The sequence below is a fragment of the Cobetia sp. BMC6 genome (genome assembly GCF_029991385.1).
In the GTDB taxonomy this organism is placed as follows: Bacteria; Pseudomonadota; Gammaproteobacteria; order Pseudomonadales; family Halomonadaceae; genus Cobetia.
This window is the reverse complement of sequence record NZ_JAKUMF010000003.1, coordinates 401427-424523: the sequence shown is the minus strand read 5'-3', so window position 1 is coordinate 424523 and position 23097 is coordinate 401427. Positions and strand designations below refer to the sequence as shown.

Annotated in this window: 17 protein-coding genes and 1 pseudogene; 6 read left to right on the top strand and 12 right to left on the bottom strand. The window is 62.9% G+C overall.

Translation table 11 applies throughout. The annotated features are described in order from the left end of the window. Positions 1-308: 308 nt before the first annotated feature. The 8 genes from MKZ40_RS09200 to MKZ40_RS09165 all read right to left on the bottom strand — a co-directional run bounded on the left by MKZ40_RS09200 (position 309) and on the right by MKZ40_RS09165 (position 10097). The gene (locus MKZ40_RS09200; RefSeq protein WP_225348130.1) at positions 309-1313 is read right to left on the bottom strand and encodes a formate dehydrogenase subunit gamma; all 1005 of its coding nucleotides are present in this window, start codon (positions 1311-1313) and stop codon (positions 309-311) included. A gap of 51 nt (positions 1314-1364) precedes the next feature. Further along, positions 1365-2024, bottom strand: a complete 660-nt coding sequence (gene fdh3B, locus MKZ40_RS09195) for a formate dehydrogenase FDH3 subunit beta (protein WP_043333544.1) — start codon at positions 2022-2024, stop codon at positions 1365-1367. Positions 2025-2154: 130 nt separating this feature from the next. Beyond that, a complete protein-coding gene (locus tag MKZ40_RS09190) occupies positions 2155-5001 on the bottom strand; it encodes a molybdopterin-dependent oxidoreductase (protein WP_082388779.1) in 2847 nt (948 codons plus the stop codon). Positions 5002-5215: 214 nt separating this feature from the next. Then, positions 5216-5443 carry a twin-arginine translocation pathway signal gene (locus MKZ40_RS09185; protein ID WP_175088725.1) on the bottom strand — a complete coding sequence of 76 codons (228 nt, stop codon included), beginning with the start codon at positions 5441-5443 and terminating at the stop codon, positions 5216-5218. An 85-nt stretch (positions 5444-5528) separates the two neighbouring features. Next, the gene (locus MKZ40_RS09180) at positions 5529-6191 is read right to left on the bottom strand and encodes a molecular chaperone TorD family protein (protein WP_254627004.1); all 663 of its coding nucleotides are present in this window, start codon (positions 6189-6191) and stop codon (positions 5529-5531) included. A gap of 118 nt (positions 6192-6309) precedes the next feature. Further along, a complete protein-coding gene (locus MKZ40_RS09175; protein ID WP_175088727.1) occupies positions 6310-8226 on the bottom strand; it encodes a 4Fe-4S dicluster domain-containing protein in 1917 nt (638 codons plus the stop codon). A gap of 519 nt (positions 8227-8745) precedes the next feature. After that, positions 8746-9543, bottom strand: coding sequence for a DUF3306 domain-containing protein (locus MKZ40_RS09170; RefSeq protein WP_175088728.1), 798 nt, complete (start codon positions 9541-9543; stop codon positions 8746-8748). Beyond that, positions 9540-10097, bottom strand: a complete 558-nt coding sequence (locus tag MKZ40_RS09165) for a DUF3305 domain-containing protein (RefSeq protein ID WP_175088729.1) — start codon at positions 10095-10097, stop codon at positions 9540-9542. Before MKZ40_RS09165 ends, MKZ40_RS09170 begins: the two co-directional genes overlap by 4 nt. A 208-nt stretch (positions 10098-10305) precedes the next feature. On the opposite strand from MKZ40_RS09165, the gene MKZ40_RS09160 reads away from it, so the two are divergent. Both MKZ40_RS09160 and MKZ40_RS09155 read left to right on the top strand, forming a co-directional pair. Next, a complete protein-coding gene (locus tag MKZ40_RS09160; protein WP_175088852.1) occupies positions 10306-11241 on the top strand; it encodes a formate dehydrogenase accessory sulfurtransferase FdhD in 936 nt (311 codons plus the stop codon). After that, positions 11241-12290, top strand: a complete 1050-nt coding sequence (locus tag MKZ40_RS09155; protein WP_175088730.1) for a helix-turn-helix transcriptional regulator — start codon at positions 11241-11243, stop codon at positions 12288-12290. Before MKZ40_RS09160 ends, MKZ40_RS09155 begins: the two co-directional genes overlap by 1 nt. 276 nt (positions 12291-12566) lie before the next feature. Here MKZ40_RS09155 and MKZ40_RS09150 read toward each other — a convergent pair whose 3' ends face one another. Beyond that, positions 12567-13205 (bottom strand): XRE family transcriptional regulator, encoded by a 639-nt coding sequence (locus MKZ40_RS09150; protein ID WP_175088731.1) that lies wholly within the window; start codon positions 13203-13205, stop codon positions 12567-12569. Positions 13206-13783: 578 nt separating this feature from the next. Beyond that, positions 13784-14710, bottom strand: a pseudogene (locus MKZ40_RS09145) (histone deacetylase family protein); the annotation flags it as partial. 201 nt (positions 14711-14911) lie between these two features. On the opposite strand from MKZ40_RS09145, the gene MKZ40_RS09140 reads away from it, so the two are divergent. From MKZ40_RS09140 to MKZ40_RS09125, 4 genes are all read left to right on the top strand, one after another. Beyond that, positions 14912-18001: a bifunctional acetate--CoA ligase family protein/GNAT family N-acetyltransferase gene (locus MKZ40_RS09140; RefSeq protein WP_254627005.1), complete on the top strand. Its 3090-nt coding sequence runs from the start codon at positions 14912-14914 to the stop codon at positions 17999-18001. Between the two features lie 461 nt (positions 18002-18462). Further along, entirely contained in the window at positions 18463-19671 is a 1209-nt protein-coding gene (locus MKZ40_RS09135; protein ID WP_043333554.1) for a glycine betaine/L-proline ABC transporter ATP-binding protein, read from the top strand. Further along, a complete protein-coding gene (locus tag MKZ40_RS09130) occupies positions 19668-20525 on the top strand; it encodes a proline/glycine betaine ABC transporter permease (RefSeq protein ID WP_043333557.1) in 858 nt (285 codons plus the stop codon). Before MKZ40_RS09135 ends, MKZ40_RS09130 begins: the two co-directional genes overlap by 4 nt. Before the next feature lie 153 nt (positions 20526-20678). After that, positions 20679-21599 carry a glycine betaine ABC transporter substrate-binding protein gene (locus MKZ40_RS09125; protein ID WP_225348063.1) on the top strand — a complete coding sequence of 307 codons (921 nt, stop codon included), beginning with the start codon at positions 20679-20681 and terminating at the stop codon, positions 21597-21599. 170 nt (positions 21600-21769) lie between these two features. Here MKZ40_RS09125 and MKZ40_RS09120 read toward each other — a convergent pair whose 3' ends face one another. Both MKZ40_RS09120 and MKZ40_RS09115 read right to left on the bottom strand, forming a co-directional pair. Beyond that, positions 21770-22441, bottom strand: coding sequence for an RluA family pseudouridine synthase (locus tag MKZ40_RS09120; RefSeq protein WP_153635733.1), 672 nt, complete (start codon positions 22439-22441; stop codon positions 21770-21772). Positions 22442-22525: 84 nt separating this feature from the next. Beyond that, the gene (locus MKZ40_RS09115; protein WP_153635734.1) at positions 22526-23053 is read right to left on the bottom strand and encodes a hypothetical protein; all 528 of its coding nucleotides are present in this window, start codon (positions 23051-23053) and stop codon (positions 22526-22528) included. Between the last annotated feature and the right edge of the window lie 44 nt (positions 23054-23097).

Below are 23097 nucleotides of genomic sequence, written 5' to 3'. Positions count from 1 at the left end.
TCTCCTGAGAAGGCGCAGCCAAGCGCCAGCCTTCATGCTGTCGGGGTGCCTGGTGGGCCCAGGCGGGATATCTGAAACTTTACGCAACTAATGCAGAGCTGTGAACCAGTGCTGCACGCCTGTGGTTTGGTCTGTGGTTTGGCAGACGGATTGGCAGGCGGGTTGGCCGGTGGAACGCCAGTGGGTGGCAGAGTCGCGAAAGAGTGTGCGCGGGCAAGCGAGAGAGCAGGCGCTGGCAAGCGAAAACGCCCGGCAGGCGAACCTGACCGGGCGTATCTTCACTCATCCAGCGGATGTCTGACGCCGCGCTAATTCGGACGTTGCTGACGTGCCAGACTATCGTCAGGTGCCGTGGCGGGGTCTGCTGCCGGGTCTGCCGCTTCGGCCTGCTTGACCTCGTCGTACCACAGATTGTGGTGCTGCTTGGCCCAAGTCTCATCGACGTAACCGGTCTTCATGCCCTCGAAGGCACCCTCGGTACCAGCGGTGCCGATATAGATGTGGCCGAAGGACACCGCGATCAGCATCAGCGAGGCGATGCCGTGGAAGACATTGGCCCACTGCATGTTGTCACGCGTCTGGCCGAAGATCGGGAAGTCCAGTACCAGCCCGCTGGCAATCACTACCAGGCCGACCGTCGCCAGAATCCAGTACCAGGCCTTTTCTCCACCATTGGCGAAGCCGGCGTCCGGATGCTTGCCCTTCATCATGCCGCCACCCTGACGGAACCAGTCAAGGTCATGCTTTTTGGGAAGATTGAGCTTCAGCCACTTGGCCAGCACCAGGATCAGCATGATCGAGAACAGGGGCCCCACATAGTTGTGGATCACCTTGGTCGCCATGATCATGTTGGCCCAGAACACATCCCCGAATACATTGCGGAACACGAACTTGCCCCACAGCAGATTGATGCCGGTGATGGCCAGCGTCAGGAACAGCGTCGCCAGCGTCCAGTGCATGGCGCGCTCCAGTGCCGTCCAGCGCAGCATCAGCTTGCCGCTGCGCGGATGGTCCAGATTGTTGCGTCCCACCAGCAGGTAGAAGATCACCAGCACGGCCAGCATGCCACCCAGTGCGATCAGGCCGCCCGGTGAGATCCAGCGATTGCGGATCTGACGCCAGGTCTCGCCGCTCTGGTTGATCAGGCTGTAGTTGGAGTCATGTCGGCTGTCTATGGAGTTGCCCCCATTCTTGACCTGCCGCCAGGTATCGGCGTCCACCGTGCCGACCGCCTGACCGATCTCGCCGTCAGGGTTCGCGGCCAGTGCCTGAGGAGCCAGCCAGAGACTGGCCAGCATCAGGCACAGGAACATGGCGACCACGGTCAACCGTGAAGCTGTAAAGTGCGCGCGCATGTCGCCTCCTTACCCCTTGCGGGCTGCGTCGTAGGCCAGGTGGTCCGCCTGCTGAACGCTGCTGGTGGTCAGGTTGGCAGAGGTTTCCGGATGGCTGGCCTTGTCGACCGGCGACCAGGCGCCGTCTTCATGGCCCCGATAGACCACACGCTGACGGAAGATGTCGGAGACGGTCTCGGCATCGCCGGCCAGCAGGGCCTTGGTGGAGCACATCTCGGCGCACAGCGGCAGCTTGCCTTCGCTGATGCGGTTGGCACCGTACTTCTCGAACTCTTCTTCCGGGCTCTCGGCCGGGCCACCGGCGCAGAAGGTGCACTTGTCCATCTTGCCGCGCTCGCCGAAGGCGCCTTGCTGCGGGAACTGCGGGGCGCCGAACGGGCAGGCGTACAGGCAGTAGCCGCAGCCGATGCAGATGTCCTTGTCGTGCAGCACGATGCCGTCATCGGTCTTGTAGAAGCAGTCGGTGGGGCAGACCGCCATGCACGGCGCGTCATCGCAATGCATGCACGCCACCGAGATGGAGACTTCACTCGGCTTGCCGTCGTCCAGGGTCACCACGCGGCGGCGCTGAACGCCCCACTCGGTCTCGTTGGCGTTCTTGCAGGCTGTCACGCAGCCATTGCACTCGATGCAGCGCTCTGCATCACACAAAAATTTCATCTGGGCCATGGTGCTTCTCCTTCACGGCCTGTCGCCGGGTTCCTCGGTCAACAGGCCGGATGATTCTGGTAACGGATACGTCCGATCGTGTCTTGCGCTGCGTCCGGGCCGCGTCACTCGGACGCGGCCGTCACTCGAGTCAGGCAAGGCTGACGCGGCACAAGGTGACCTTGGTTTCCTGCATCAGGGTCACGGGGTCGTAGCCGTAGGTGGTCGCGGTATTGGCCGATTCACCGAGCACATAGGGCACGGTGCCTTCCGGATAGCGGGACTCGAGGGATTCGCCTTCGTAATGCCCACCGAAGTGGAAGGGCATGAAGACGACATCCGGACCGACACGCTCGGTGACCATCGCCATCACCTTGACGCGGCCGCCCTCGGCGCCCTCGACCCACACCATGTCGCCGTCCTTGATGCCCTGGTCATTGGCCAGAGCCGGATTGATCTCGACGAACATCTCCTGCTGCAGCTCGGCCAGCCACGGAATGGAGCGTGTCTCTTCGCCACCCCCTTCGTATTCCACCAGGCGGCCCGAGGTCAGGGTGATCGGGTACTTGGCGCTGACGTCCTTCTCCTGGATGGAGGCGTAGAGTGTCGGCAGGCGATAGATGGACTCGGAATCCGGCCAGGTCGGGTAGTCCTTCACCAGGTCGCGACGCGCGGTGTACAGCGGCTCGCGGTGCTTGGGGATCGGGTCCGGGAAGGTCCAGACCAGGGCACGCGCCTTGGCGTTGCCATACGGCATGCAGCCATGCTTGATGCACACGCGCTGGATGCCGCCGGAGAGATCGGTCTTCCAGTTCTTGCCTTCCGCCGCCTGCTTTTCCTCGGCCGTCAGGTCATCCCACCAGCCCAGCTGCTTGAGCAGCTTGTCGGTGAACTCCGGATAGCCATCCTCGATCTCGGCGCCCTTGGACCAGGAGCCTTCCGCGAGGATGTTGGTGCCGTTGTGCTCCACGCCGTAACGCGCGCGGAAGTTGCCGCCGCCCTCGGCCACCGTCTTGGAGGTGTCATACAGGATGGGAGAGCCCGGGTGACCCATTTCCGGCGTGCCCCAGCACGGCCACGGCAGGCCGTAGAAGTCGCCATTGGCCGGACCGCCACGGGCCTTGAGCGTCTCGAAGTCGAAGGTGTGCCAGTTCTGCTGGTGTGCCTTCAGGCGCTCAGGGCTCTGGGCGGTGTAACCCACTGTCCACATGCCGGCATTGAACTCGCGCGTGATGTCCTCGACGACAGGCACGCTGCCCTCGACCTTGATGTTGCGGAACAACTCGTCGGCGAAGCCCAGCTTGCGAGACAGCAGGTACATGATCTCGTGGTCAGGCTTGGACTCGAACATCGGCTCGATGACCTGATCGCGCCACTGTAGGGAGCGGCTTGAGTTGGTCACGCTGCCGGTGGTCTCGAACTGGGTCGCGGCCGGCAGCAGGTAGACGCCGTCGGTACGGTCGTGCATGACGGCGGCGATGGTCGGGTAGGGGTCGACCACCACCATCATGTCCAGTTTGGCCATCGCCTTCTTCATCTCCGGCCCGCGGGTCTGGGAGTTGACGGCATGGCCCCAGTAGAACATCGCCTTGAGTGCGGTCCGCTGGGAGATACGGTCCGGGTTCTCGAGCACGCCATCGACCCAGCGCGAGACGGTGATGCCGTTGGTGTGCATCGGCTTGCCGTCGTGATATTCGGTCTGGTCGTAGCGGTTCTGGATCCACTCGAAGTCGACGTTCCAGACCTTGGACCAGTGCTTCCACGCGCCTTCTGAGAGGCCGTAGTAGCCCGGCAGGGAGTGGGACATCAGGCCCAGATCCGTGGCGCCCTGGACGTTGTCGTGGCCACGGAAGATGTTGGCGCCGCCACCGGACTTGCCGATGTTGCCCAGCGCCAGTTCCAGGATGCAGTAGGCGCGGGTGTTGTTGTTGCCGGTGGTGTGCTGGGTGCCGCCCATGCACCACACGACGCTGCCCGGACGGTTCTGGGACAGGCGGCGCGCGACGTCGAGCATGTCGGCCTCGGCTACGCCGGTGATGCGCTCGACTTCCGCCGGCGGGAACTTGGCGACTTCGGCACGCACTTCATCCATGCCGTAGACACGCTGCTGGATGTAGGCCTCATCTTCCCAGCCGTTCTCGAAGATGTGCCACAGCAGGCCCCAGATGTAGGCGACATCGGTGCCCGGACGCAGGCGCACGTACTTGTTGGCCTTGGCGGCGGTCCGCGTGAAGCGCGGGTCGACGACGATGATCTCGGCGTTGGAGCGCTCCTTGGCCAGCAGGATGTGCTGCATGGCCACCGGGTGCGCTTCGGACGGGTTGGAACCGATGAACAGGATCGAACGACAGTTGTGCATGTCGTTGAAGGAGTTGGTCATCGCCCCGTAGCCCCAGGTGTTCGCGACACCGGCAACCGTGGTGGAGTGGCAGATACGCGCCTGGTGATCGACGTTGTTAGTGCCGAACAGGGCCGCGAACTTGCGCATCAGGTAGGCCTGTTCATTGCTGAACTTGGCCGAGCCCAGCCAGTAGATGCTATCGGGGCCGTGCTCCTTGGTGAGCTCGAGCACCTTGTCGCCGACTTCCTCGATGGCCTGCTCCCAGGAGAGCTTCTTCCACTTGCCACCTTCGAGCTTCATCGGGTACTTGAGGCGACGGTCAGAGTGACCATGCTCACGCAGGGATGCGCCCTTGGCGCAGTGTGCGCCACGGTTGAAGGGGTGATCGAAGGCGGGTTCCTGCTTGGTCCAGACACCTTCCTGGACCTCGGCATAGACGCCGCAGCCCACGGAGCAGTGTGAGCAGATGGTGCGCTTCGTCTCGACCGGCGCATCAGACACTTCGGTCTTGGCTTCGGCGCGTTTCATCATCGGGGCGGCCATGAAGCTCGCGGCGGCAAGGCCGCCGGTGGCGACACCGCTGCGTTTCAGGAACTGGCGGCGGTTGATACCGAGTCCTGAGGTCTCTTTGGCAGAGGGGGTGGGGGTCAGTCGCATGACATCATCTCTCCTCGTCACCCGAATCATTGCCCGGGCCGCGTGAGCGGGTCAGGGGGCAATGTCGGGAGCGGCGGTCTTTCAGATCAGGGGCAGTCCTGATCCGTGCCGACTTGTCACTGTCGATGGCGGGCGGAAACCTCTCCGCGCTGCCCGTTGTTCAGGCCGCTGGCCGCGCGCATGGCGCTGGCTCGGGACACTGTCTGTCTAGCATTCAGTCACGCAGCGTGGCGTAGAAGGCCTTGACGTGATCACTCTCGCGATAATTGTCAGTGCCCTTGTCCTTGGCGGGTGCCTCTGGCGCGGCCTGGTCCGGAATCACGGCACCGGCTAATGACCCTGCTGCGGCTACCCCTACGGTGCTGGCGCCCAATACGCGCAGGAATTTGCGGCGCCCCTGGCGCGCCTGGTTATGGCTGTCTTTTGCGTCATCAGTCTTCATGCTGATCTCCTGTCGGCAATGCTGCTGGGTGATGCGAGATGGATAGCGTTGCAGTCTCGAATGTTGCTTCACGTCATGCGTGACATCAGTGTCTTGCGTCGGGCGCCACACTGGCTGGCGTGACGAGCTGGACGGCCTCGGCCGTCACCTGCTCGCCAGACCTGTTTTCGGTTGCCGCATGCAGCGGGATCGAGTCACCGAGGTTCAGGCGCTCTGCCCGCAGGAAGGCCTGCCCCAGGTAGCCGACGGCGGCATAGAAGGGGCTCTCGCGTCCCGCGAGGTCGGCGCAGCAGCGCTCGCCCCAGCTGGCCAAATGGCGGCGGAAGAAATTGACCTGCTCGCCGGGCACCTCATCGATCAGCATGGCCATCACTTCGCACAGTGCGCCGAGATGATCCTCGGGCTCATGCACATCGCTCTGGCGTTCGAAGCCGAGGCGTTTCAGGTCCTGGCGCAGGGCGACCAGCGGCATTTCCATCAGCGAGCCGGTGAGGTACCAGCTGGCGTAGGGCACTACCTCGCCCTGCACCACGCCTACCAGGCTCTGGAAGAAGTCGTCTTCCAGCCGGCGCGAGTCGCTGACGCGGGCGGCCAATGACAGCGACGCCAGCGCGCGCGGCAGTTGCTGCTCGGCGGCCCCGGGCAGGCTGATGGCGTCATGGTCGAGTTCGGCCAGAAAGTCGATCAGTTCCGCATCCGGCGCCGCGCGCAACAGCCGCGCCAGCAGCCGGTAGAGGTCGGCGCGCAATGCCTGCTGTTCTTCACTATGGCTTATCAGAGAGTCGGCCGCAGGGGTGTCAGGTGCACGATCGTCAGTCCCACCTGCTGCAAAGTCGTCGGGAGTCGACGTGGGTGATGTCATTGGCTCAAACCTTGAGTTGGGCATCGGGATTACGTGCCATTTCGTGCCAGATGTCCTTGACGCGGCAGTCGCTGCACATCTTCAGGCGCAGTGCGCCATCGCCCTGGAAGTAGGCATGCGAGGCCAGTTTGGTCTGCATCGCCGTGATGGTGGCGGTGGAGCCGAACGGCGTGCCACAGCTGATGCAGGGGAAGGGCACATCCTGCTTGATCAGCTGCGGTTCGCGGCGCACGTCGGGCTGCGGAGCAAAGCCTGGTGTCAGGGTGATGACCTGCTCCGGGCATGCCTGCTCGCACAGGCCACACTGCACGCAGTCACCTTGAGTGAAGGATAGTGCAGGCGACGTGCGATTGGCCGAGAGGGCGCTGGTCGGGCAGACGGCGACGCATCCCTGACACAGCGTGCAGTTGTCGCTGTCGACGTTCACCACGCCGAAGGGCGCGCCTGTCGGCACGGCGACGCTGTCCTGCGCCAGGTCCGCGACCGACAGTGTCGCCAGGTGGTCGAGCACCCGATTGAGGCGTTCGCGCTTGCCGGGGCGTGCCTGCGGCTGACCCAGCAGCCAGTCACGTGCGATCGGCTGGCTGGGCTGCTGCTCTTCTTCACTGTCCGCGCCCGGTGCCAGAGCGACACACAGCGGCGTGATCAGGGGCAGGGGGTCAGCCTCGTTGCTATCCATTTGTGGCAGGGCGGATGGCAAAGAGACGAAGCGAATGCGCGGCTCGCCACTGGCCGCATTGGCAAGCCCCATGCTGTCGAGCAGGGTCAGCGCCAGGCGACGTTCGCTATCGAGCTGCTGGTGTTGGCCTGCGGGCAGGTCGTGGGGCAGTTCGACGATGACCTGCGTCGCGCCGAGTGCGAGAGCGGCCAGCCACTCGTCGTGCCCGGTGGCGGAGATTTCCTCGAGGGTGATGTCGAGGCAGCGCTCCTGGTCGACACTCGCCAGGGCAGTCTGCGAGGCAGGGGATTGCTCCAGGCGATAGCGCAGCAGCGGGTAGAGGCCACCGCCATCCTGATAGCGCTCCAGCAGGCGCTGGATCTGCTCCATGCGCTGCTCGGCCGGGGGCTGGGTAAAGCTCAGCGCGCCGGTCGGACAGGCGCTGACGCAGCTGGCTGCGCCGTGGCACAGGTAAGGGTCGATCTCGATATGCGCATTGCGACGACCGGCTACCGAGAAGATAGCATCAGCGCTGCACGACGAAAGGCAACGCGTACAGCCGATATTGCCGGCACTGGAATGCGCGCAGGTATCGAGATTGACGGTCACGTAATTCGGTTTGTCGAAATTGCCGATCAGGCCTGCGAACTGCATCGCCCAGGCGGTCAGCTGTGACAGTGATTCCTGAGAGGCCTCAGTATCGGCGACCAGCTGATCCAGCTCGGCGATGACGTCCGCGCCGGCTTGCAGATAACCGGGCGGTGGCAGTTCCGCCTGGTTGAGCGGCTGGCTGGACAGGTCGGCGATCAGGTCGAAATGGGTCGCGCTGCCGGCACCTGCCGGCACCAGCGCGGCGGCCAGATTGACGCCATCACTGGCAAGGCTGAACTGGCCGAGGTGACCGCTCAGCGCGAGCATGTCACGCGGAGCACTGTGCGCAGGCAGCGACTCACTGGCGGCGAGATGCTGTTCATCCATCGTCACCAGCGCACTGTTGTCCTGCTCACTGATCAAGAGTGCCACCGGCAGCTGAGCGGTAGCCGGCAGGCGGGTCAGCAGACTCGCCAGTGCTCGCACTCGTGCTTCGCTGCCGATGATCACGGTGCGTCCCTGACTGTGATAGCGGATGGGGGCGCTACCGGCATCCGTCGCCAACAGCGGCAGACTGGAGGCAGGCGAGCCACCCATGGCGGATGACAGGGCGCGTTGGCGTGCTTGTTGATTGAGGGCGCGCTGAGCGCTCTCGAGGCTTGAGCTGAGCATCCTCATCCTTATTCGGTCGTGGCGGACCTTGCATGCAAGCTGCCGTCAGGTGGCAGGCGGATGATGCAGGTCCCGGTCGTCGCTGATTCTCGCGGTCTTTCGCGGTCTTTCGCGGTTAGGGCCGGGTCGGCGATCGACAGTCGTTCAGTGGGGGATTCATGACAGGCCAACCATCTTTGCATGCTGTTGATGACATTGCTGTTTTCACGCCCGGCGAGAAGAGGGGCGCGGTCAGGTCGCGCAGGCACTCATCAGCGCAGGCGGTTGACGTCAGTCATAATCTTCAAGGGTTGGCATGTCATGCTGAATCTTGCATGTGCGTTGCAGTCAGTGCGCCTTGATGAGGCGCGTCAGGGTGACCCATGAGGCATCAGGATGACCTCGGTCAGGCGTATCCGGCTTTCTTGTGGGTCATAATGACGCATTTTGATTGTGCGGCGCGTCATCCTGACGCCCTGGTGTCCTGAGCCCTGACGCGCTCAGCCCTGGCGCTGGAGGCGTTTATGGGGCCAGCCCGGGTCACGGCTTGTGGCGGACCCCGCTGTCATCATCTGACGCGGGAGCTGGCTCGCGCGAGTCTTCTGCTGGTATTGCTTGCGGGTCAGGCGACTCGACTATCTCGTCGCTGGGCGTCGCGTGTGACTCGCCCACTGGCACCTCACCGTCAGGCGCCTGCTCAGCGATCTGGTCGTCTGTCTCCTGCGCCGTATCCGCCGTGGGTGTCTCGCTTGCCTCATCAAGCTTTTCCAGGCCTTCTTCGACCTTGCGGGTCCAGCTGCGCAGCGTGTCGGCGACACCTTCGGCGAGCGGGCGCATCTGGGAGAAGTCCTGGTCGTAGTCATCCAGCCCATCGCGCACCGAGTGCTCGCCACCCATGAAGATACGTCGCAGCGCACGTTGGCGTAGCGTCGGGTCCACGCCGCTCTGCATGAAGGCGCTGATGTCGGCGTCTGGAGTCAGGGTGTCGGGGTCTGGCAGCTCGATGACTGGCGCTTCAGCGTTGTCAGCGTCTGCTGCCTGCTGATCGCTCTCGGTTGATGCCTGTTCTGCTGGCTGTTCGGCTGACTGCTCTGCTGCCGAGGAGGGGCTGTCGCCGCCCAGGGCTTCGTGCTGCGAGCCACTCGCTGCAGGGGCGTCAGCGCTGTGGTCAGAGGCGACTCCCACCTGTGACGGCGGGAGGCTGTCGCCCTTGGTCACCTCGGCGCTGTCCGGCTGTGCCAGTTGGTCTTCACGGCGGCTGTCGCCTTGCTTGCGGCGTGACCAGCGCGAGAACAGGCCTTCATTGGCAGGGCTTGCGTTATCGTCGTGCTGGCTCATGACGTGCTTTCCGTACCATCACCGGGCTGATGCGTCTTGTTGGGCGTCGCGGCGAGCTGCTCTGCCTGACTGGCGCGCCCGGCGCCCTTGCGTTTCTTCTTCTTGCCCTCGTCGAGTCGTTCGCCGTGACGCGCGAGGTAGGCTTCCAGCCACACCATCAAGGCAGGGGGCATCGGCACGTCCAGCACCAGCTGGTCGCCATCCATCCAATGCGATGCTACCTCCTGACAGGCCGTCACCACGCGGGGCTGCATGCCGTCGGCTTCGCGCTCGTCGCATTGGACGAACAGACGCGGCTGCTCACAGCGCAGGTTGTAGCGGTAATCGGTGCGCTCGGTGAGGTGAAGCTGCAGCGGCAGGATGCGGCGATGCGCTACTTCATCAGCGGTGGCAGGCTCTGCTACGTGCGATTCCGTCTCTGGCGTTGCAGAGGGCGAGAGGTCGGCAATCCGCCAGGTGTCGATGCTGAAACGCCCCAGCTTCTGCGTGGTGGGTGCCAGGGTGACGCTCAACCAGCGGGTGTCGTCACTGCGGGGAGGGATGGATTCAGACATGGCTTCCTTGTTCACTGCTGTACCCGCAAGCGGGTCTGAAAAGAATGCTGCGATGGTGCTAGTGTGCAAGATACATGCCGGCGCATGCGATATCAGGGTCACCGTGAGTCAGTGCGGGGACAGCTCTGCCATCAGGCTGGTACTCTACGGCGATTCAGCGCAAGAATTGCCATTCCAACCGGCTCGATCAGGGAGACCCGAGTTCATGATGCCCTCTGCACGGCCAGCGATCAGTCGCGCCACACTACCCACTACGCTGGACATCGAAGTCATGGATGAGCGCGGTGAGCGCCATCGGCAGTCCATTGCCGCCGAGCGCTCGCTGACCATCTATCTCAATCGTCGCGAGATCGTCACCTTGATGACCCTGGGTGCCGAACCTGAGGCGCTGGTGGCCGGTTATCTGCGCAATCAGGGCCTGCTGGGTGAGCTTGAGGACCTCGAGGCGCTGCAGGTGGACTGGGAAGTCGAGAGCGCCTCGGTGGTGACGCGTCATCTGCCCGAGGATATCGAGCAGCGCCTCGGCAAGCGCACCGTGACCACCGGCTGTGGGCAGGGCACGGTATTCGGCAATCTGCTGGAGCGTCAATCGCTGGCCGCGCTGGACGCAGGCCCCTTCAGTCAGGCCTTGTTGTATCGCCTGCTGGAGGCGCTGGCGGCGCACAACGCGACCTATCGCAAGGCCGGTGCGGTTCACGGTTGCGCCCTGTGTCGGGATGATGAAGTGCTGGCGTTCATCGAGGATGTCGGCCGCCACAACGCCGTCGATACGCTGGCGGGGCTGAGCTGGTTGGCGCCCTTGAGTGATGATGACAGTGATTATCAGGGGGCCAACATCTTCTACACCACCGGCCGCCTGACCTCCGAGATGGTACTGAAGGTGGCTCAGGCGGGGATCTCGGTGCTGGTCTCACGCTCCGGCGTCACGCAGAAGGGGGTGGAGCTTGCGGAACGCTTTGGCGTGTTGTTGATCGCGCGCGCCAAGGGGCGCCACTTCCAGGCGGTGGACCCTGCCGGGCGGCTGGTGCTGGACGCCATCCCGCCGCTGCGTGCCGGCGACGCTCTCAAGTCATCGCGCCATGATGCGTCAGGCAAGCCATCTTCAGCAGACGGCGCAGCCGGATATGACAAGGGGGCGCAGTGATGAGTCGTCTTTCTTCGCCGCTGGGCGTCATACCCTCACAGGGATTTTCCTCTGAACTCGGCGCGCCTTCAGGTGGCTCTGTCGCTGAGTCTTCAGGCGAGCCCCTGAATGCGGCCACCGGCCGGCAGGCTCCCGTCCCCCACGACAACCCCTTTCTGACGGTGCAGGAAGTCGCGCGCCTGCTGCACCTCAACGAGAAGAAGATCTATCAGCTGGCCAGTGACGGGACCATGCCGGCGACCAAGGTGACCGGCAAGTGGTTGTTTCCGCGGCGCCTGGTGGAGCAATGGATTCTCGAGTCCAGCCATCATGGTGTGCTGGCGGATCGCCTAATGATCACCGGCAGTGATGACCCGCTGCTGGCTGCGCTCTCCATGCGCCTCAATCAGCAGCATGCCGGTAGCTCCTTCTATGGCATGAGCGTCACCGGCACGCGTCTGGGGCTTGATCTGCTCAGCCAGGGGCGTGCTGACGTCTGCGCCATTCACTGGGGGCGCGCGGAGGAGGCGGCGCTGCGTCACCCGGCGCTGATTCGTGGTCACGATGGCTATCGCCAATGGGTGATGGTGCGGCTTGCGCGCCGTACCCAGGGGCTGATCATCCGCAATGATGATCGCCATCTGTCCATCGACCCAAGCGGCCTGTTCGGTTCGCAGCGGCGTTGGGCGGTGCGACAGGAGGGGGCGGGTTCGCAGCGCTTCCTTCAGGAGTGGCTGTCCGGCCATCAGATGCGTGCCGAGCAGCTCAATACCCTGGCGATCGCCTATTCCGAGCGTGAAGTGGCCTCGATGGTGGCGCGGGGCGAGGTGGACGTCGGCCCCGGTACGCTGTCGGCCGCCAATGAGTTCGGCCTCGGCTTCGTTCCGGTCTGTGAAGAGGCCTTCGATCTGGTGGTGCCGCGCAATGTCTATTTCCGCGATCTCTTCCAGGGATTGCTGGACTATCTGGCCACGCCGAATGGCATCCAGCTGGCGCAATCCCTCGGCGGCTATGATCTGCGCGAATGCGGTCAGTTGATCTGGCGCGGCGATGCCGCACAGCACGATTGAAGTGCTCGGTACGCTGAACACCCAGCGGATGCTGGCGGTCAGGACTCGGCGCAAGGCATGAGCGTCTTTGCGACATCCAAAAAATCGCCCATTAGCGCATGGCTAGTGGGCGATTTTTTTATTGCGGGCTGACGGCGAGCATGGTCAAGCAAGTCGTTGTTTTGAATGGACCGGCCAGGTGACGCTCGCGTGAAGGCTATCTTTACGGTTTAGCTTCCCGCCAGCGCGTTACGTGCCTATCTCACTTCAACACAGCCCGGCTCACTTCAAATCGGCTCAGCTCAGATCCGAATCATTGCGAGTGCACACCGACAGCACGATGGCATCTTCTTCGCTGGTAGAAACCAGGGCGTGACCCATGTCGGAGTCGAAATAGATGCTGTCCCCTTCGCCCAGCGGCAAGGGTTCATAGAATTCCGAATAGAGCAGAATGCTGCCCGCCAAGACCATCAGGAACTCCTCGCCGTCGTGACGCACCCAGTCGGGGAAGTCATCGAAGCTGCGCGCACGCACGCGAGTCTTGAAAGGAATCATGCGTTTCTGCGCCAGCTGCCACGACAGCAGCTCGTGCTCATAGGTCGGTGTCGGGTGGGACTTGCCATCACCGACGCGCGTCAGGTCGCGACGCCCGAGAGTGCCACTCTGGCGCTTGGGCGGGCTCAGCAACTGCGGCAGGTCGATGTTGAGACCATGAATCAGCTTCTGGACCGCCGTGAAGGTCGGCGAGATCTGCTCATTCTCGATCTTGGACAATGTCGAGCGTGCCAGTCCCGTGCGCTGGCTGACATCTTCCAGCGTCCAATGATGGGAGAGGCGGATCTGCTTCACGCGTTCGCCAAGCTTCAGGGGCTCAACGAAGGGTTTGCGACCGGAGGCGATCCGGACGGCGGCGTCCTTGTCTGTCGGTGTGCTCATGAGAGTAGCTTCGCTATGGGCGTGATATTGGCGGCGCACGACATCGGGAGTCGCAGCGCTGTCAGCTGGCGATAAAGTTTACTATCGGAAACTTTATCGCCAGCTTATCACAGCATGGCAAGTGCGCATCATCCCGACACGTAGCCAACATGGCAGTCCGCGACATGGCTGTTCGCGATACCTAAGGCTCGCTGGTACTCCCTTGATGCAGCGACAGGTTTCCTGGCTGCGGGAAACCTGTCGTGAGGTGTGATGTGCGCCAGGAGTGAAAGTCACCGGTGCGGGGGATGCCCAGCGCTAGAACAGCCGGGCACTAGAACAGCCAGGCGCTAGAATAGCGGGTGATCACGCTCATCCTCGGCGGGCTTGGAAAGCGGCGGCTGTACGCTGTCTGGTGTGCCAGAGGCGGAGCGGGGTGGTAGGGCATCCACGGTGGGAGGCGCGAGATCGAGCTGGTCTGGTTCGGGTTTCTTTGACTCGGGTCGCTCTGACGTGGGTTGCTCAGAAGCCGGTGGCTCTGAAGGGAGCTGGGCTGATGGGTGCTGGCTGCCGGCACGTGCATCGAGGCCATCCTGCATCGGCAAGCCCGCCAGCGCCTTGAGATGCGCCTCGGTGCTGCGCCCTAGCGCCTCCAGGCAATACCCGCCCTCCAGCACGGAGACGATACGCCCGTGGCAGTGACGCCGCGCGACATCCATCGCCAGTAGGGTGACCCAGTAATAGTCGTCATCTTCCAGGCACAGTTCTGCCATCGGGTCTTCACGGTGCGCGTCAAAGCCCGCCGAGATCAGGATCAACTCCGGCTTGAAATCATCAAGCTTCTTCAGCCATTGGGCTTCAATGGCGCGCCGGAAGGCCAGTGAGCCGCTGCCTTCGCTCAGGGGCGTGTTGTGGATGTGCTCCCAGCGGCTCTCCAGGTAGCGCCACGGGTACATGGCGTCCTGAAAGGAGGAGCACACCAGCGTATCGGGGTCATGCTTGAAGATATCGACGGTGCCGTTGCCCTGGTGTACATCGAAATCGAGGATCGCGATCCGCTTCACGCCGTAATGCTGGCGGGCGTGCAGAGCGCCCACCGCCACGTTGTTGTAGAAGCAGAAGCCCATCGCATCGGCGCGTTCGGCATGGTGGCCCGGGGGGCGCACGGCGCAGAAGACGTTGTCGGCCTGATCACGCATCACCTGGTCGACCCCGCGTACCACCGCGCCGGCGGCCAGTCGCGCCGCGACCAGGCTATCGGCACACATCACGGTGTCTTCGTTGATGGTCAGCAGCTGCCCGGCCTGGGGCGGACATTTCTCCAACGCCTGCAGGTGGCGCATGGGGTGCACGCGCGCCAGCTGCTCAAGCGTTGCCGCTCGCGCACTGTATTGCTGGACATGCTGAATCACGCCGCTCAGCGCCAGCTGACGCTCGATGGCCTGCAGACGCAGTGGGCTCTCGGGATGGGTGGGGCCCATGAAATGCTGACCGCAGTCGCGATGGGATATGTAGGAGGTGATCATCGGCATGCCTGCGTGAGTGTGCGGGTCATAATGGTCTGCACCATGACGTAACAGTAAGAGTCGTCAATGGCATGAGCCAGTCGCCGATGGTCTACCTTGTTTCACGCATGAAGGGCGCGAGGATGGCTGTTCAGACCTGCGCTTTCGCGGCATGCTGCTCATATCGCGCTGACGAGGCGCAACCGCTGACAGGACAAGCCTATGGGAACGCGATTTCTGCGCAATTTCTTCGAGCCCGCCAGTATCGTGGTGATCGGCGCCTCGGAAAAGCCGCATTCACTGGGCGGGCAGGTACTGCGCAATCTGCTTGAAGGGGGCTTCAAGGGCGCCCTGACGGTGGTCAACCCCAAGGGATATGAGACGGTGCATGGCGTGGCGTGCGTCAAGCGGGTCAGTGAGCTAGAGCAGGTGCCGGACCTGGCCATTCTGTGCTCACCGCCGGATACCTTGCCGCGTGTGGTCGAGAAGCTGGGCCGGCGCGGCGTCAAGGCGGCGCTGCTGATTTCGGGAGGTGTCGCGCCGACACCGGTCAGCTCGCTGGCCCGCGTCACCGGCAAGGGGCTTGAGATGCTGTCACGCCGCGACGGGCTGAACTTCACTGCCCCGCGTCTGCCGGGCATTCACAGGTCCACTACGGGCAAGCCAGGCCCCGAACCCTCCGTCACCGAGGCGTCGTCTTTGGATGAGGCCGGCGAGCCTGCCGCGCCGAGCGCCGAGCGCTACCCGCGGATCGCCGACAGCACGGACGACGTGCTGGATGCCTCGCAGGCACGAGAGCCGGGTGTCGAAGTCCCGCGTATCCACCGTGATCAGGAAAGCCTCAACAGTCGGTTGCTCAAGGCCGCCCGAGGCAGTGGGATTCGCCTGCTCGGGCCGGAATGCATGGGCATCTGCGTGCCAAATCGGCACCTGAATGCCTCCTTCAGCGGGCAGCCAGTGGCCAAGGGCAAGGTCGCCTATCTCGGCCAGTCGGGGATGCTGGGCAATGCGATGATCGACTGGGCGGCAGGGCGCGGCATCGGCTTCTCGCATCTGGTGACCCTGGGCGACAGCGTCGATGTGATGCTGCCCGATCTGATCGACTATCTGAACCAGTACGGGCCGTCGCAGGCCTTGCTGTTGCACCTGGAGCGCATTCACGACCCGATGCACTTCATGACCGCGCTGCGCGAGGCGTCCCGCAATCGGCTGGTGCTGGCGATCAAGAGTGGCCGTACCCCGGAAGCCGACCTGTTCGGCACACATGTCACACGTGGCGTGCCCAATCGCGACCGGATCGTCGATGTTGCCCTCGCGCGTGCCGGGGTGGTGCGCGTCAATGACAGCGAAGACATGTTCGATGCGCTGGAGACGCTGAATCGCATGAAGCCGTTGCGCGGTGATCGGCTGGCGATCGTCTCCAATGGGTTGGGCCCGGCCTTGCTGGCCATCGACAAGCTGATGGCGGGTGGCGGCAAGCTGGCCGAGCTGAGCGAGGAGAGCCGCCAGGCGCTGCTCAAGGCCGAGCTGGATGTCAGCCTGCCGGGGCGCAATCCGGTGGATCTGGGCGGCAATGCCACGCCGGAAGATTTCCTGGCCGCGGTCAACATCGTGGCCAATGACCGTGGCGTGGACGCCGTGCTGGTCGTGCATGCGCCGACACGCCTTGCTCCCTCACGGGCAACGGCCGAGGCCCTGGTGGCGCATCGCAAGCAATTCCGACGCAACCTGCTGACCAGCTGGATGGGGCTCGAGCAGGCGCTTTCAGCCCGCCATGAATGCCATCTGGCCGGCATTCCGACCTATCTGTCGCCGGAGAAGGGCGTCAAGGCCTTCTTGCAGATGGTCGATTACCACCGTGTGCAGACACTGTTGCAGCAGACGCCGCCGAGCCTGGCCTTCTCGACCAGTGCCGAGATCCGCGCCCGCGCCCATGATCTGGTGCACAGTGCGCGGCGTGCCGGCCGTGAATGGTTGACCCACTCGGAAACGGCGCAGGTGCTCGATACCTACGGCATCGCGACCGCGCCCAGTCGCTATGTGCTCGACGCCGCCGAAGGCGCGCGCGCCATCGTCGAATTGCAGCGATCTGCCACGGATGACGACAAGCCTTCTCGCCAGGGCCCCTATGCGCTGCGCGTGGTGCATGAACACAACAGCCAGCCGTTCCGCTATCGCCGCTACCCACAGCGGCTGTCTTCCGGCGTGGTGCAGGACCTTTCCGGTCCGGAGGATATCGCGCTGGCGATTCGCCGCATCACCCAGAAGGTGGCGGAGGGCGATGCCGAGCGTGGCCGCGGTGACCACGAGCGCACGCGCATTCATGAGTTCTGCCTGCAGCCGATGCAGCGTGGCAAACACTCGCTGCAGTTGAGCGCAGGCATCACGCGCGATGACGAATTCGGCCCGGTGATCGTGTTCGGTATCGGCGGTTACAAGGTCAATGTGCTGGCGGACCGCCAGGTGGCCTTGCCGCCCCTCAACATGACACTGGCGCGTGAGCTGATCTCGCGCAGCCATGCCTCCCGCCTGATCGCCGAGCACTCGCCGGACCCGGAGCGCGATTTCGAGCGCGTCAGCACGCTGTTGATCAAGCTCTCACAGTTGGCATCGGATTTGCGTGACATAAGAGGGTTGGAAATCAATCCGTTGTTGCTCAATCGCGAGGAGGCCGTGGCAGTGGACTTCGCGCTGGATCTCGGCAAACCGGCCCGTTTCGCGATCATGCCGTATCCGGAGGAGCTGCGTGAATGGGTGTCGCTGGACAATGGCATGCACGTCGAGGTTCGCCCGATACGCGGCGAGGATGCGCCCTTGATCACGGCCTTCCATGCGCGGCTATCCGAGGAGAGCATTCGTTTCCGCTACTTCCACCACAAGGCGGCGCTGACTCAGCGAGATCTCGCGTTGCTCGCCCAGATCAATTACGACCGCCAGATGGCCTTCATCGCCGAGCGTGAAGTGGAAGCCCAGTCAGGTGAGTCGCCGCAGCGCGAGATGCTGGGGGTGGTGCGGGTATGGAATGACCCGGACAACATTCGCACCGAATTCTCCGTCATCATCCGTGATGACATGCAAGGCGAGGGGATCGGCAGTCTGCTGATGGAGAAGATGCTGCGCTATTGCCGCTCGCTGGGCACGCTGGAGATGGTCGGCAAGATCATGATCGACAACCACCCGATGCGCGCCCTGATGAAGCACCTCGGTTTCACCTGCCGCTACAACATGGAGGAGCAGGTCATCGATGCCAGCATCCGTCTCAACGAGCCAGTCAGTGATTGGCAGCGCCTGAGGCTGGAAGCCAAGGCCTGATGCGCCTTGATGGTGCAAGGGCCTGTTGATAGGCGTGTGCCTGGGCTTGTTGATAGGCGTGTGCGGGGGTTGTTCAAGGGCGCGTGCGCGGGCTTGCCAGGCGGTTCTCGGCAACACGCAATGCGTCAGGGAATGGAGAGCAATAGACCAATAACAACATGCAATGTCGTGATTCAGGGAGGTATCAGCAGAAGCGTCAAGGGCATACCACCTTGGTCGTATAAGCGTCTGTTCGTGTTTGAGCGCTTATCAATAAAACTGTATTGTAATTACAAATATAAGAATCCTTTATGGATAATGGCGCAGGGGATGACACAGTATTCTGTCAGCAGGTCGGCAAGCGATGCTTGCGGCCAGATTGCGCGATGTCAGCGGCAGGGCGAGCCATTCTCCCTGCCGGATTGAGTGCGTAATTGACAGAATCCGTGGATATTTCCTGCCCGCTGACGACAGGAAAGCCAATGACTGACACTCGCGACGTGAAGATTCGAGTGCGCAATCTGAGCAAGGTGTTCGGCAATCAGCCCGACAAGGCGCTCAAATTGCGTGATGAGGGCATGAAACGCCCCGAGATTCTCGAGAAGACTGGCCAGACGTTGGGGCTTTCCAACGTGGACTTTGATGTGATGGAAGGCGAGTTGCTGGTCATCATGGGGTTGTCCGGTTCCGGAAAATCGACCCTGATCCGCTGCCTGAACCGGTTGATCGAACCGACGGAGGGCGAGATCCTCATCGACGGCGATGATGTCGCCAAGCTGGATGACAAGTCGCTGCTGCGCTGTCGTCGCAAGCATTTCTCGATGGTGTTCCAGAATTTCGCGCTCTTCCCGCACCGCACCGTGCAGCAGAATGCCGAGTTCGGGCTTGAGGTGCGCGGCGAGGAGAAGGAAGTCTGTTATCAGCGCGGTCGCGATGCGCTCAAGCAGGTCGGCCTTGATGGCTGGGAAGATGCCTACCCCAGCCAGCTCTCCGGCGGCATGCAACAACGTGTCGGCCTGGCGCGAGCGCTGGCCAACGACTCCACGGTGCTGTTGATGGATGAGGCCTTCTCGGCGCTTGATCCCCTGATCCGCAAGGACATGCAGCAGGAATTGCTGGCGCTGCAACACAAGATGAAGAAGACCACCATCTTCATCACCCACGATCTTGATGAAGCCCTCTCCATCGGCGACCGCATCATCCTGCTCAAGGATGGCGAGATCGTGCAGATCGGCTCCCCCGAAAGCATCCTCACTTCCCCGGCCAATGATTATGTGGCGCGCTTCGTCGAAGGCGTCGACATGTCGCGCATCCTCACTGCCCGCTCGGCGATGACCGATGTCCGTGCCACCGCACGCGATGATGATGGCCCGCGCACGGCGCTGCGCAAGATGGGCGACAACGGCCTCGATAGCCTGTTCGTGGTGCGTCGTGATCGCACTGTGCTCGGGATCATCACCGCCGAGGATACCGAACGTGCCGTGCGCGAGAATCTCACCGATCTCTCGAGCATCATCCACTCCGATTGCTGTCAGGTCTCGCCGGAAGAACCGCTGCACAACCTGTTCGCGATGTTTGCCGGTCATCACCATCCGCTGGCGGTGGTCGATGAGCAATCCCGCCTGTTGGGCGTGGTGATCAAAGGGTCCGTACTCGCGGAACTGGCGGAAGCAGGGGAGGCACACGCATGAGCGACGCAACCGGTTTTACCATCCCGAAGATAGAGCTGGGTGACTGGATCGAGACGGGGCTTGATTACCTGACGACCAACTACTCCAGCATCACGCGCGGCATCTCCAAGTTCACCGAGACCGGCATCGACGTCCTGAACGATGCGCTGATGTGGCTGCCCGAGTGGGCGCTGATCGCCCTGGTGACGCTGCTGTGCTGGCGGCTGGCCGGCACGCGCCTGGCCATCGGTTCCGTACTGGGGCTGGGACTGATCTGGAACCTGGATCTGTGGGACCCGATGATCGAATCGCTGACCCTGGTGGTGATCGCCACCCTGGTCGCCGTGGTCATCGCGGTACCGCTGGGGATACTGGCGGCACTCTCTGACCGCTTCTACAAGGTCATCATGCCGGTGCTGGATTTCATGCAGACGATGCCGGCCTTCGTCTACCTGATCCCGGCGATTCCCTTCTTCGGCATCGGCTCGGTCTCCGCCATCTTCGCCACCGTGATCTTCTCGATGCCGCCAGCGATTCGCTTCACCACGCTGGGCATTCGTCAGGTGCCCAATGACCTGATCGAAGCCGCCGATGCCTTCGGCGCCACCCGCAGCCAGAAGCTCTTCAAGCTGCAGCTGCCGCTTTCCCTGCCCACCGTGATGGCCGGCATCAACCAGACCATCATGCTGGCACTGTCGATGGTGGTGATCGCGGCCATGATCGGCGCCGATGGCCTGGGGAATGAGGTCTGGAAAGCCATCCAGCGCCTGCGTCCGGGAGATGGTTTCGAAGCGGGCATCGCGGTGGTCATCCTGGCCATGCTGCTCGACCGCCTGACCCAGACCTTCAGCAAGGAAAAGAAGCCCCGTTCATGAGGGGATTCACCAGCGGCCTCCGTGTATTGCCTGGCCCATGCGGAGGCCGCCTCGAGCACTTCCATACCCGACTCAACGTTTGGCCGTCGACACACGTTTTTCGACAGACGTGCTTCGATAAACAATGAGTAAATTCGAATAAAGGGGAAAATGATGAACAAGCAAGATGCCTCCCACACTACCTTGAACGTCACCGCGAAGATGAATGCCGCCACCAAGGCATTGCTGCTCGGCGCTGTCATGTCCTCCTCACTGGCCGGGGCAAGCGCCGTGTATGCCGCCGGTGACAAGGGCGATGTGACGCTGGCCTACGTCGAATGGTCCTCTGAAGTCGCCTCCACCAATGTGGTCAAGGCGGTGCTCGAATCACAGGGCTACAACGTCGAACTCAAGGCGCTGTCTGCGGCGGCGATGTTCCAGGCAGTCGCCTTCGGCGATGCCGACGGCATGGTCGGTGCGTGGCTCCCCACCACCCACGAAGACTACATGGCCAAGATCGCCGACAAGGTCGACGACCTGGGCGTCAACCTCGAAGGCACCAAGCTCGGGCTGGTCGTGCCGTCCTACAGCAAGCTCGAGACCATCGACGACATCAAGACCCACGCCGAGGATATCGATGAGCGCATCGTCGGCATCGAGCCGGGCGCAGGTCTGACGCGTCTGACCGAGCAGGTGCTGGAGGACTACGATCTCGAGGACATCGACCTGACCACCGGCAGCGGTGCGACCATGACCGCCGCGCTGAGCAATGCGATCAAGGGTGAGCGTGAGATCGTCGTCACCGGCTGGACGCCGCATTGGATGTTCGCCCGCTGGGACCTCAAGTATCTGGATGACCCGAAGGGCGTCTACGGCGGTGCCGAGGAGATTCACACCCTGGCGCGCAAGGGGCTCGAGGAAGACATGCCGGAGGTCTACGCGATTCTCGACAACTTCGCCTGGACCCCGGCTGACATGGGCGAAGTGATGCTCAACAACCAAGAAGACGACGCTGACCCCTACGAAACCGCCAAGGCGTGGGTGGAAAGCCATCAGGATATCGTCAAGGAATGGCTGCCGGCCGCGGCTGAGTGATGCCTGACGCATGACTCGCTGAGTCATGAATGACGAAACGCCCCCACAGGGTCTCCTGTGGGGGCGTTTCGTTGTGTGCCTGCAAATGACGCGTCGCTCACCCCGGGCGAGCGGGAGCGGAATGGCTCAGAACGGACTGGCTTAGCCTGACCTGATCAGAACGGGCGGGCTCAGAAAGGACAGGGACTGCGCACTTCCATGCGCTCACCACTCACCGGGTGATCGAAGCTGATCATCTCGGCATGCAGCATCAGGCGCTCGGCCATGAAGAAGGCCTCATCCGTCGCATAGAGGTCGCAGCCCAGGATCGGGTGGCCGATCTGCTGGCTATGGATGCGCAACTGATGCGTGCGACCTGACACCGGCGTGAACTCGACTCGCGTGCGCGCCGGATTCTCCAGGCGCTCGATGACGCGGAAATCGCTGATGGCGGTCTTGCCGGTCTCGTGGCAGATCTTCTGCAGCGGGAACTGGTCGACGTCCTTGGCGATGGGCAGCGAGATGCGCCCGCTGTCCTCCTCCAGATGGCCATGCAGGATCGCGGTGTAGGACTTGCCGATGTTGCGGTCCTGAAACTGGTGGGTCAGGTTGCCGTTGGCCGGCTTGTTGAGCGCGACCAGCATGATGCCGGAGGTGCCGAAATCGAGCCGGTGCAGCAGCTTGGCGCTGGGGTATTCCTTGACCAGGCGATGATGCAGCGAATCCAGATTGAGCGGATGCTTGCCGGAAAGGCTGAGCAGGCCACTGGGCTTGTGGATCAGCAGGATGTCATCGTCGGCGTACAGCACCGCGTAGGTTTCGTGGCAGACGGGAACGATGAACGGGTCGGCTTGTGGCTGCATAAGGGCTCGTCAGTGACATCAAGGAGGGCGGGGCGAAACGGCAAGTGAGGCAATTGCTGGCGTGCTCTAGAGCGCTGGCGCGGTCTAGAGCGCGATATCCTGCCAATGATACTCGTACTCGTCGTCCTCACCATCCTCTGGCGCACGACCGATGAAGAGGCTGGCGGTGAAGGCGCGCACGAAGATCACCTGGCTGCCATCCAGTGCGGTCAGCAGCTCACCCTTCTTGAGCTTCTTGATCTTGCGCTTGCGTGCTGCGGCGGCATCACGCGCCGCGCGGGTGTCGGCGCGCCACTGGGCGGCAATCTCACCGGGCGCTGTCGACTGTTCGAGCAGCTCCTCGGGGCATTGCAGCGGAATGTCTGGCGTGCCTTCGTCACGGATATGGTATTCCCAGCGGCTGGGGTCACCATTCTTGGGAGCCTGCATCAGGTGCTGGCGAATGAAGGTATGGCCGTGAGGATGTTCCAGCACGGTATACAGCACATTGCCGACCACGGCGTGATCGACCAGCGAGATGCCATGACTGTCGGACGGCGTATAACCGGCCAGCAGACGGTCTACCAGTGTCTGACGTGCCACCTTGGGGGTGCCGCTGTCATCCCAGGCCATGAAGCCTCCAATCTGAGCGTGTCTGGCATCGCAGGCCATGTCGG

Bases quoted from the DNA above. Each gene is read 5' to 3' on its own strand.
- MKZ40_RS09115 (WP_153635734.1), bottom strand. From the start codon at position 23,053: ATGGCCTGGGATGACAGCGGCACCCCCAAGGTGGCACGTCAGACACTG.
- MKZ40_RS09130 (WP_043333557.1), top strand. From the start codon at position 19,668: ATGAGCGACGCAACCGGTTTTACCATCCCGAAGATAGAGCTGGGTGAC.
- MKZ40_RS09155 (WP_175088730.1), top strand. From the start codon at position 11,241: ATGAGTCGTCTTTCTTCGCCGCTGGGCGTCATACCCTCACAGGGATTT.
- MKZ40_RS09160 (WP_175088852.1), top strand. From the start codon at position 10,306: ATGCCCTCTGCACGGCCAGCGATCAGTCGCGCCACACTACCCACTACG.
- MKZ40_RS09140 (WP_254627005.1), top strand. From the start codon at position 14,912: ATGGGAACGCGATTTCTGCGCAATTTCTTCGAGCCCGCCAGTATCGTG.
- MKZ40_RS09200 (WP_225348130.1), bottom strand. From the start codon at position 1,313: ATGTTCCTGTGCCTGATGCTGGCCAGTCTCTGGCTGGCTCCTCAGGCA.
- MKZ40_RS09150 (WP_175088731.1), bottom strand. From the start codon at position 13,205: ATGAGCACACCGACAGACAAGGACGCCGCCGTCCGGATCGCCTCCGGT.
- MKZ40_RS09135 (WP_043333554.1), top strand. From the start codon at position 18,463: ATGACTGACACTCGCGACGTGAAGATTCGAGTGCGCAATCTGAGCAAG.
- MKZ40_RS09125 (WP_225348063.1), top strand. From the start codon at position 20,679: ATGAACAAGCAAGATGCCTCCCACACTACCTTGAACGTCACCGCGAAG.
- MKZ40_RS09190 (WP_082388779.1), bottom strand. From the start codon at position 5,001: ATGCGACTGACCCCCACCCCCTCTGCCAAAGAGACCTCAGGACTCGGT.
- fdh3B (WP_043333544.1), bottom strand. From the start codon at position 2,024: ATGGCCCAGATGAAATTTTTGTGTGATGCAGAGCGCTGCATCGAGTGC.
- MKZ40_RS09120 (WP_153635733.1), bottom strand. From the start codon at position 22,441: ATGCAGCCACAAGCCGACCCGTTCATCGTTCCCGTCTGCCACGAAACC.
- MKZ40_RS09185 (WP_175088725.1), bottom strand. From the start codon at position 5,443: ATGAAGACTGATGACGCAAAAGACAGCCATAACCAGGCGCGCCAGGGG.
- MKZ40_RS09170 (WP_175088728.1), bottom strand. From the start codon at position 9,543: ATGAGCCAGCACGACGATAACGCAAGCCCTGCCAATGAAGGCCTGTTC.
- MKZ40_RS09175 (WP_175088727.1), bottom strand. From the start codon at position 8,226: ATGCTCAGCTCAAGCCTCGAGAGCGCTCAGCGCGCCCTCAATCAACAA.
- MKZ40_RS09165 (WP_175088729.1), bottom strand. From the start codon at position 10,097: ATGTCTGAATCCATCCCTCCCCGCAGTGACGACACCCGCTGGTTGAGC.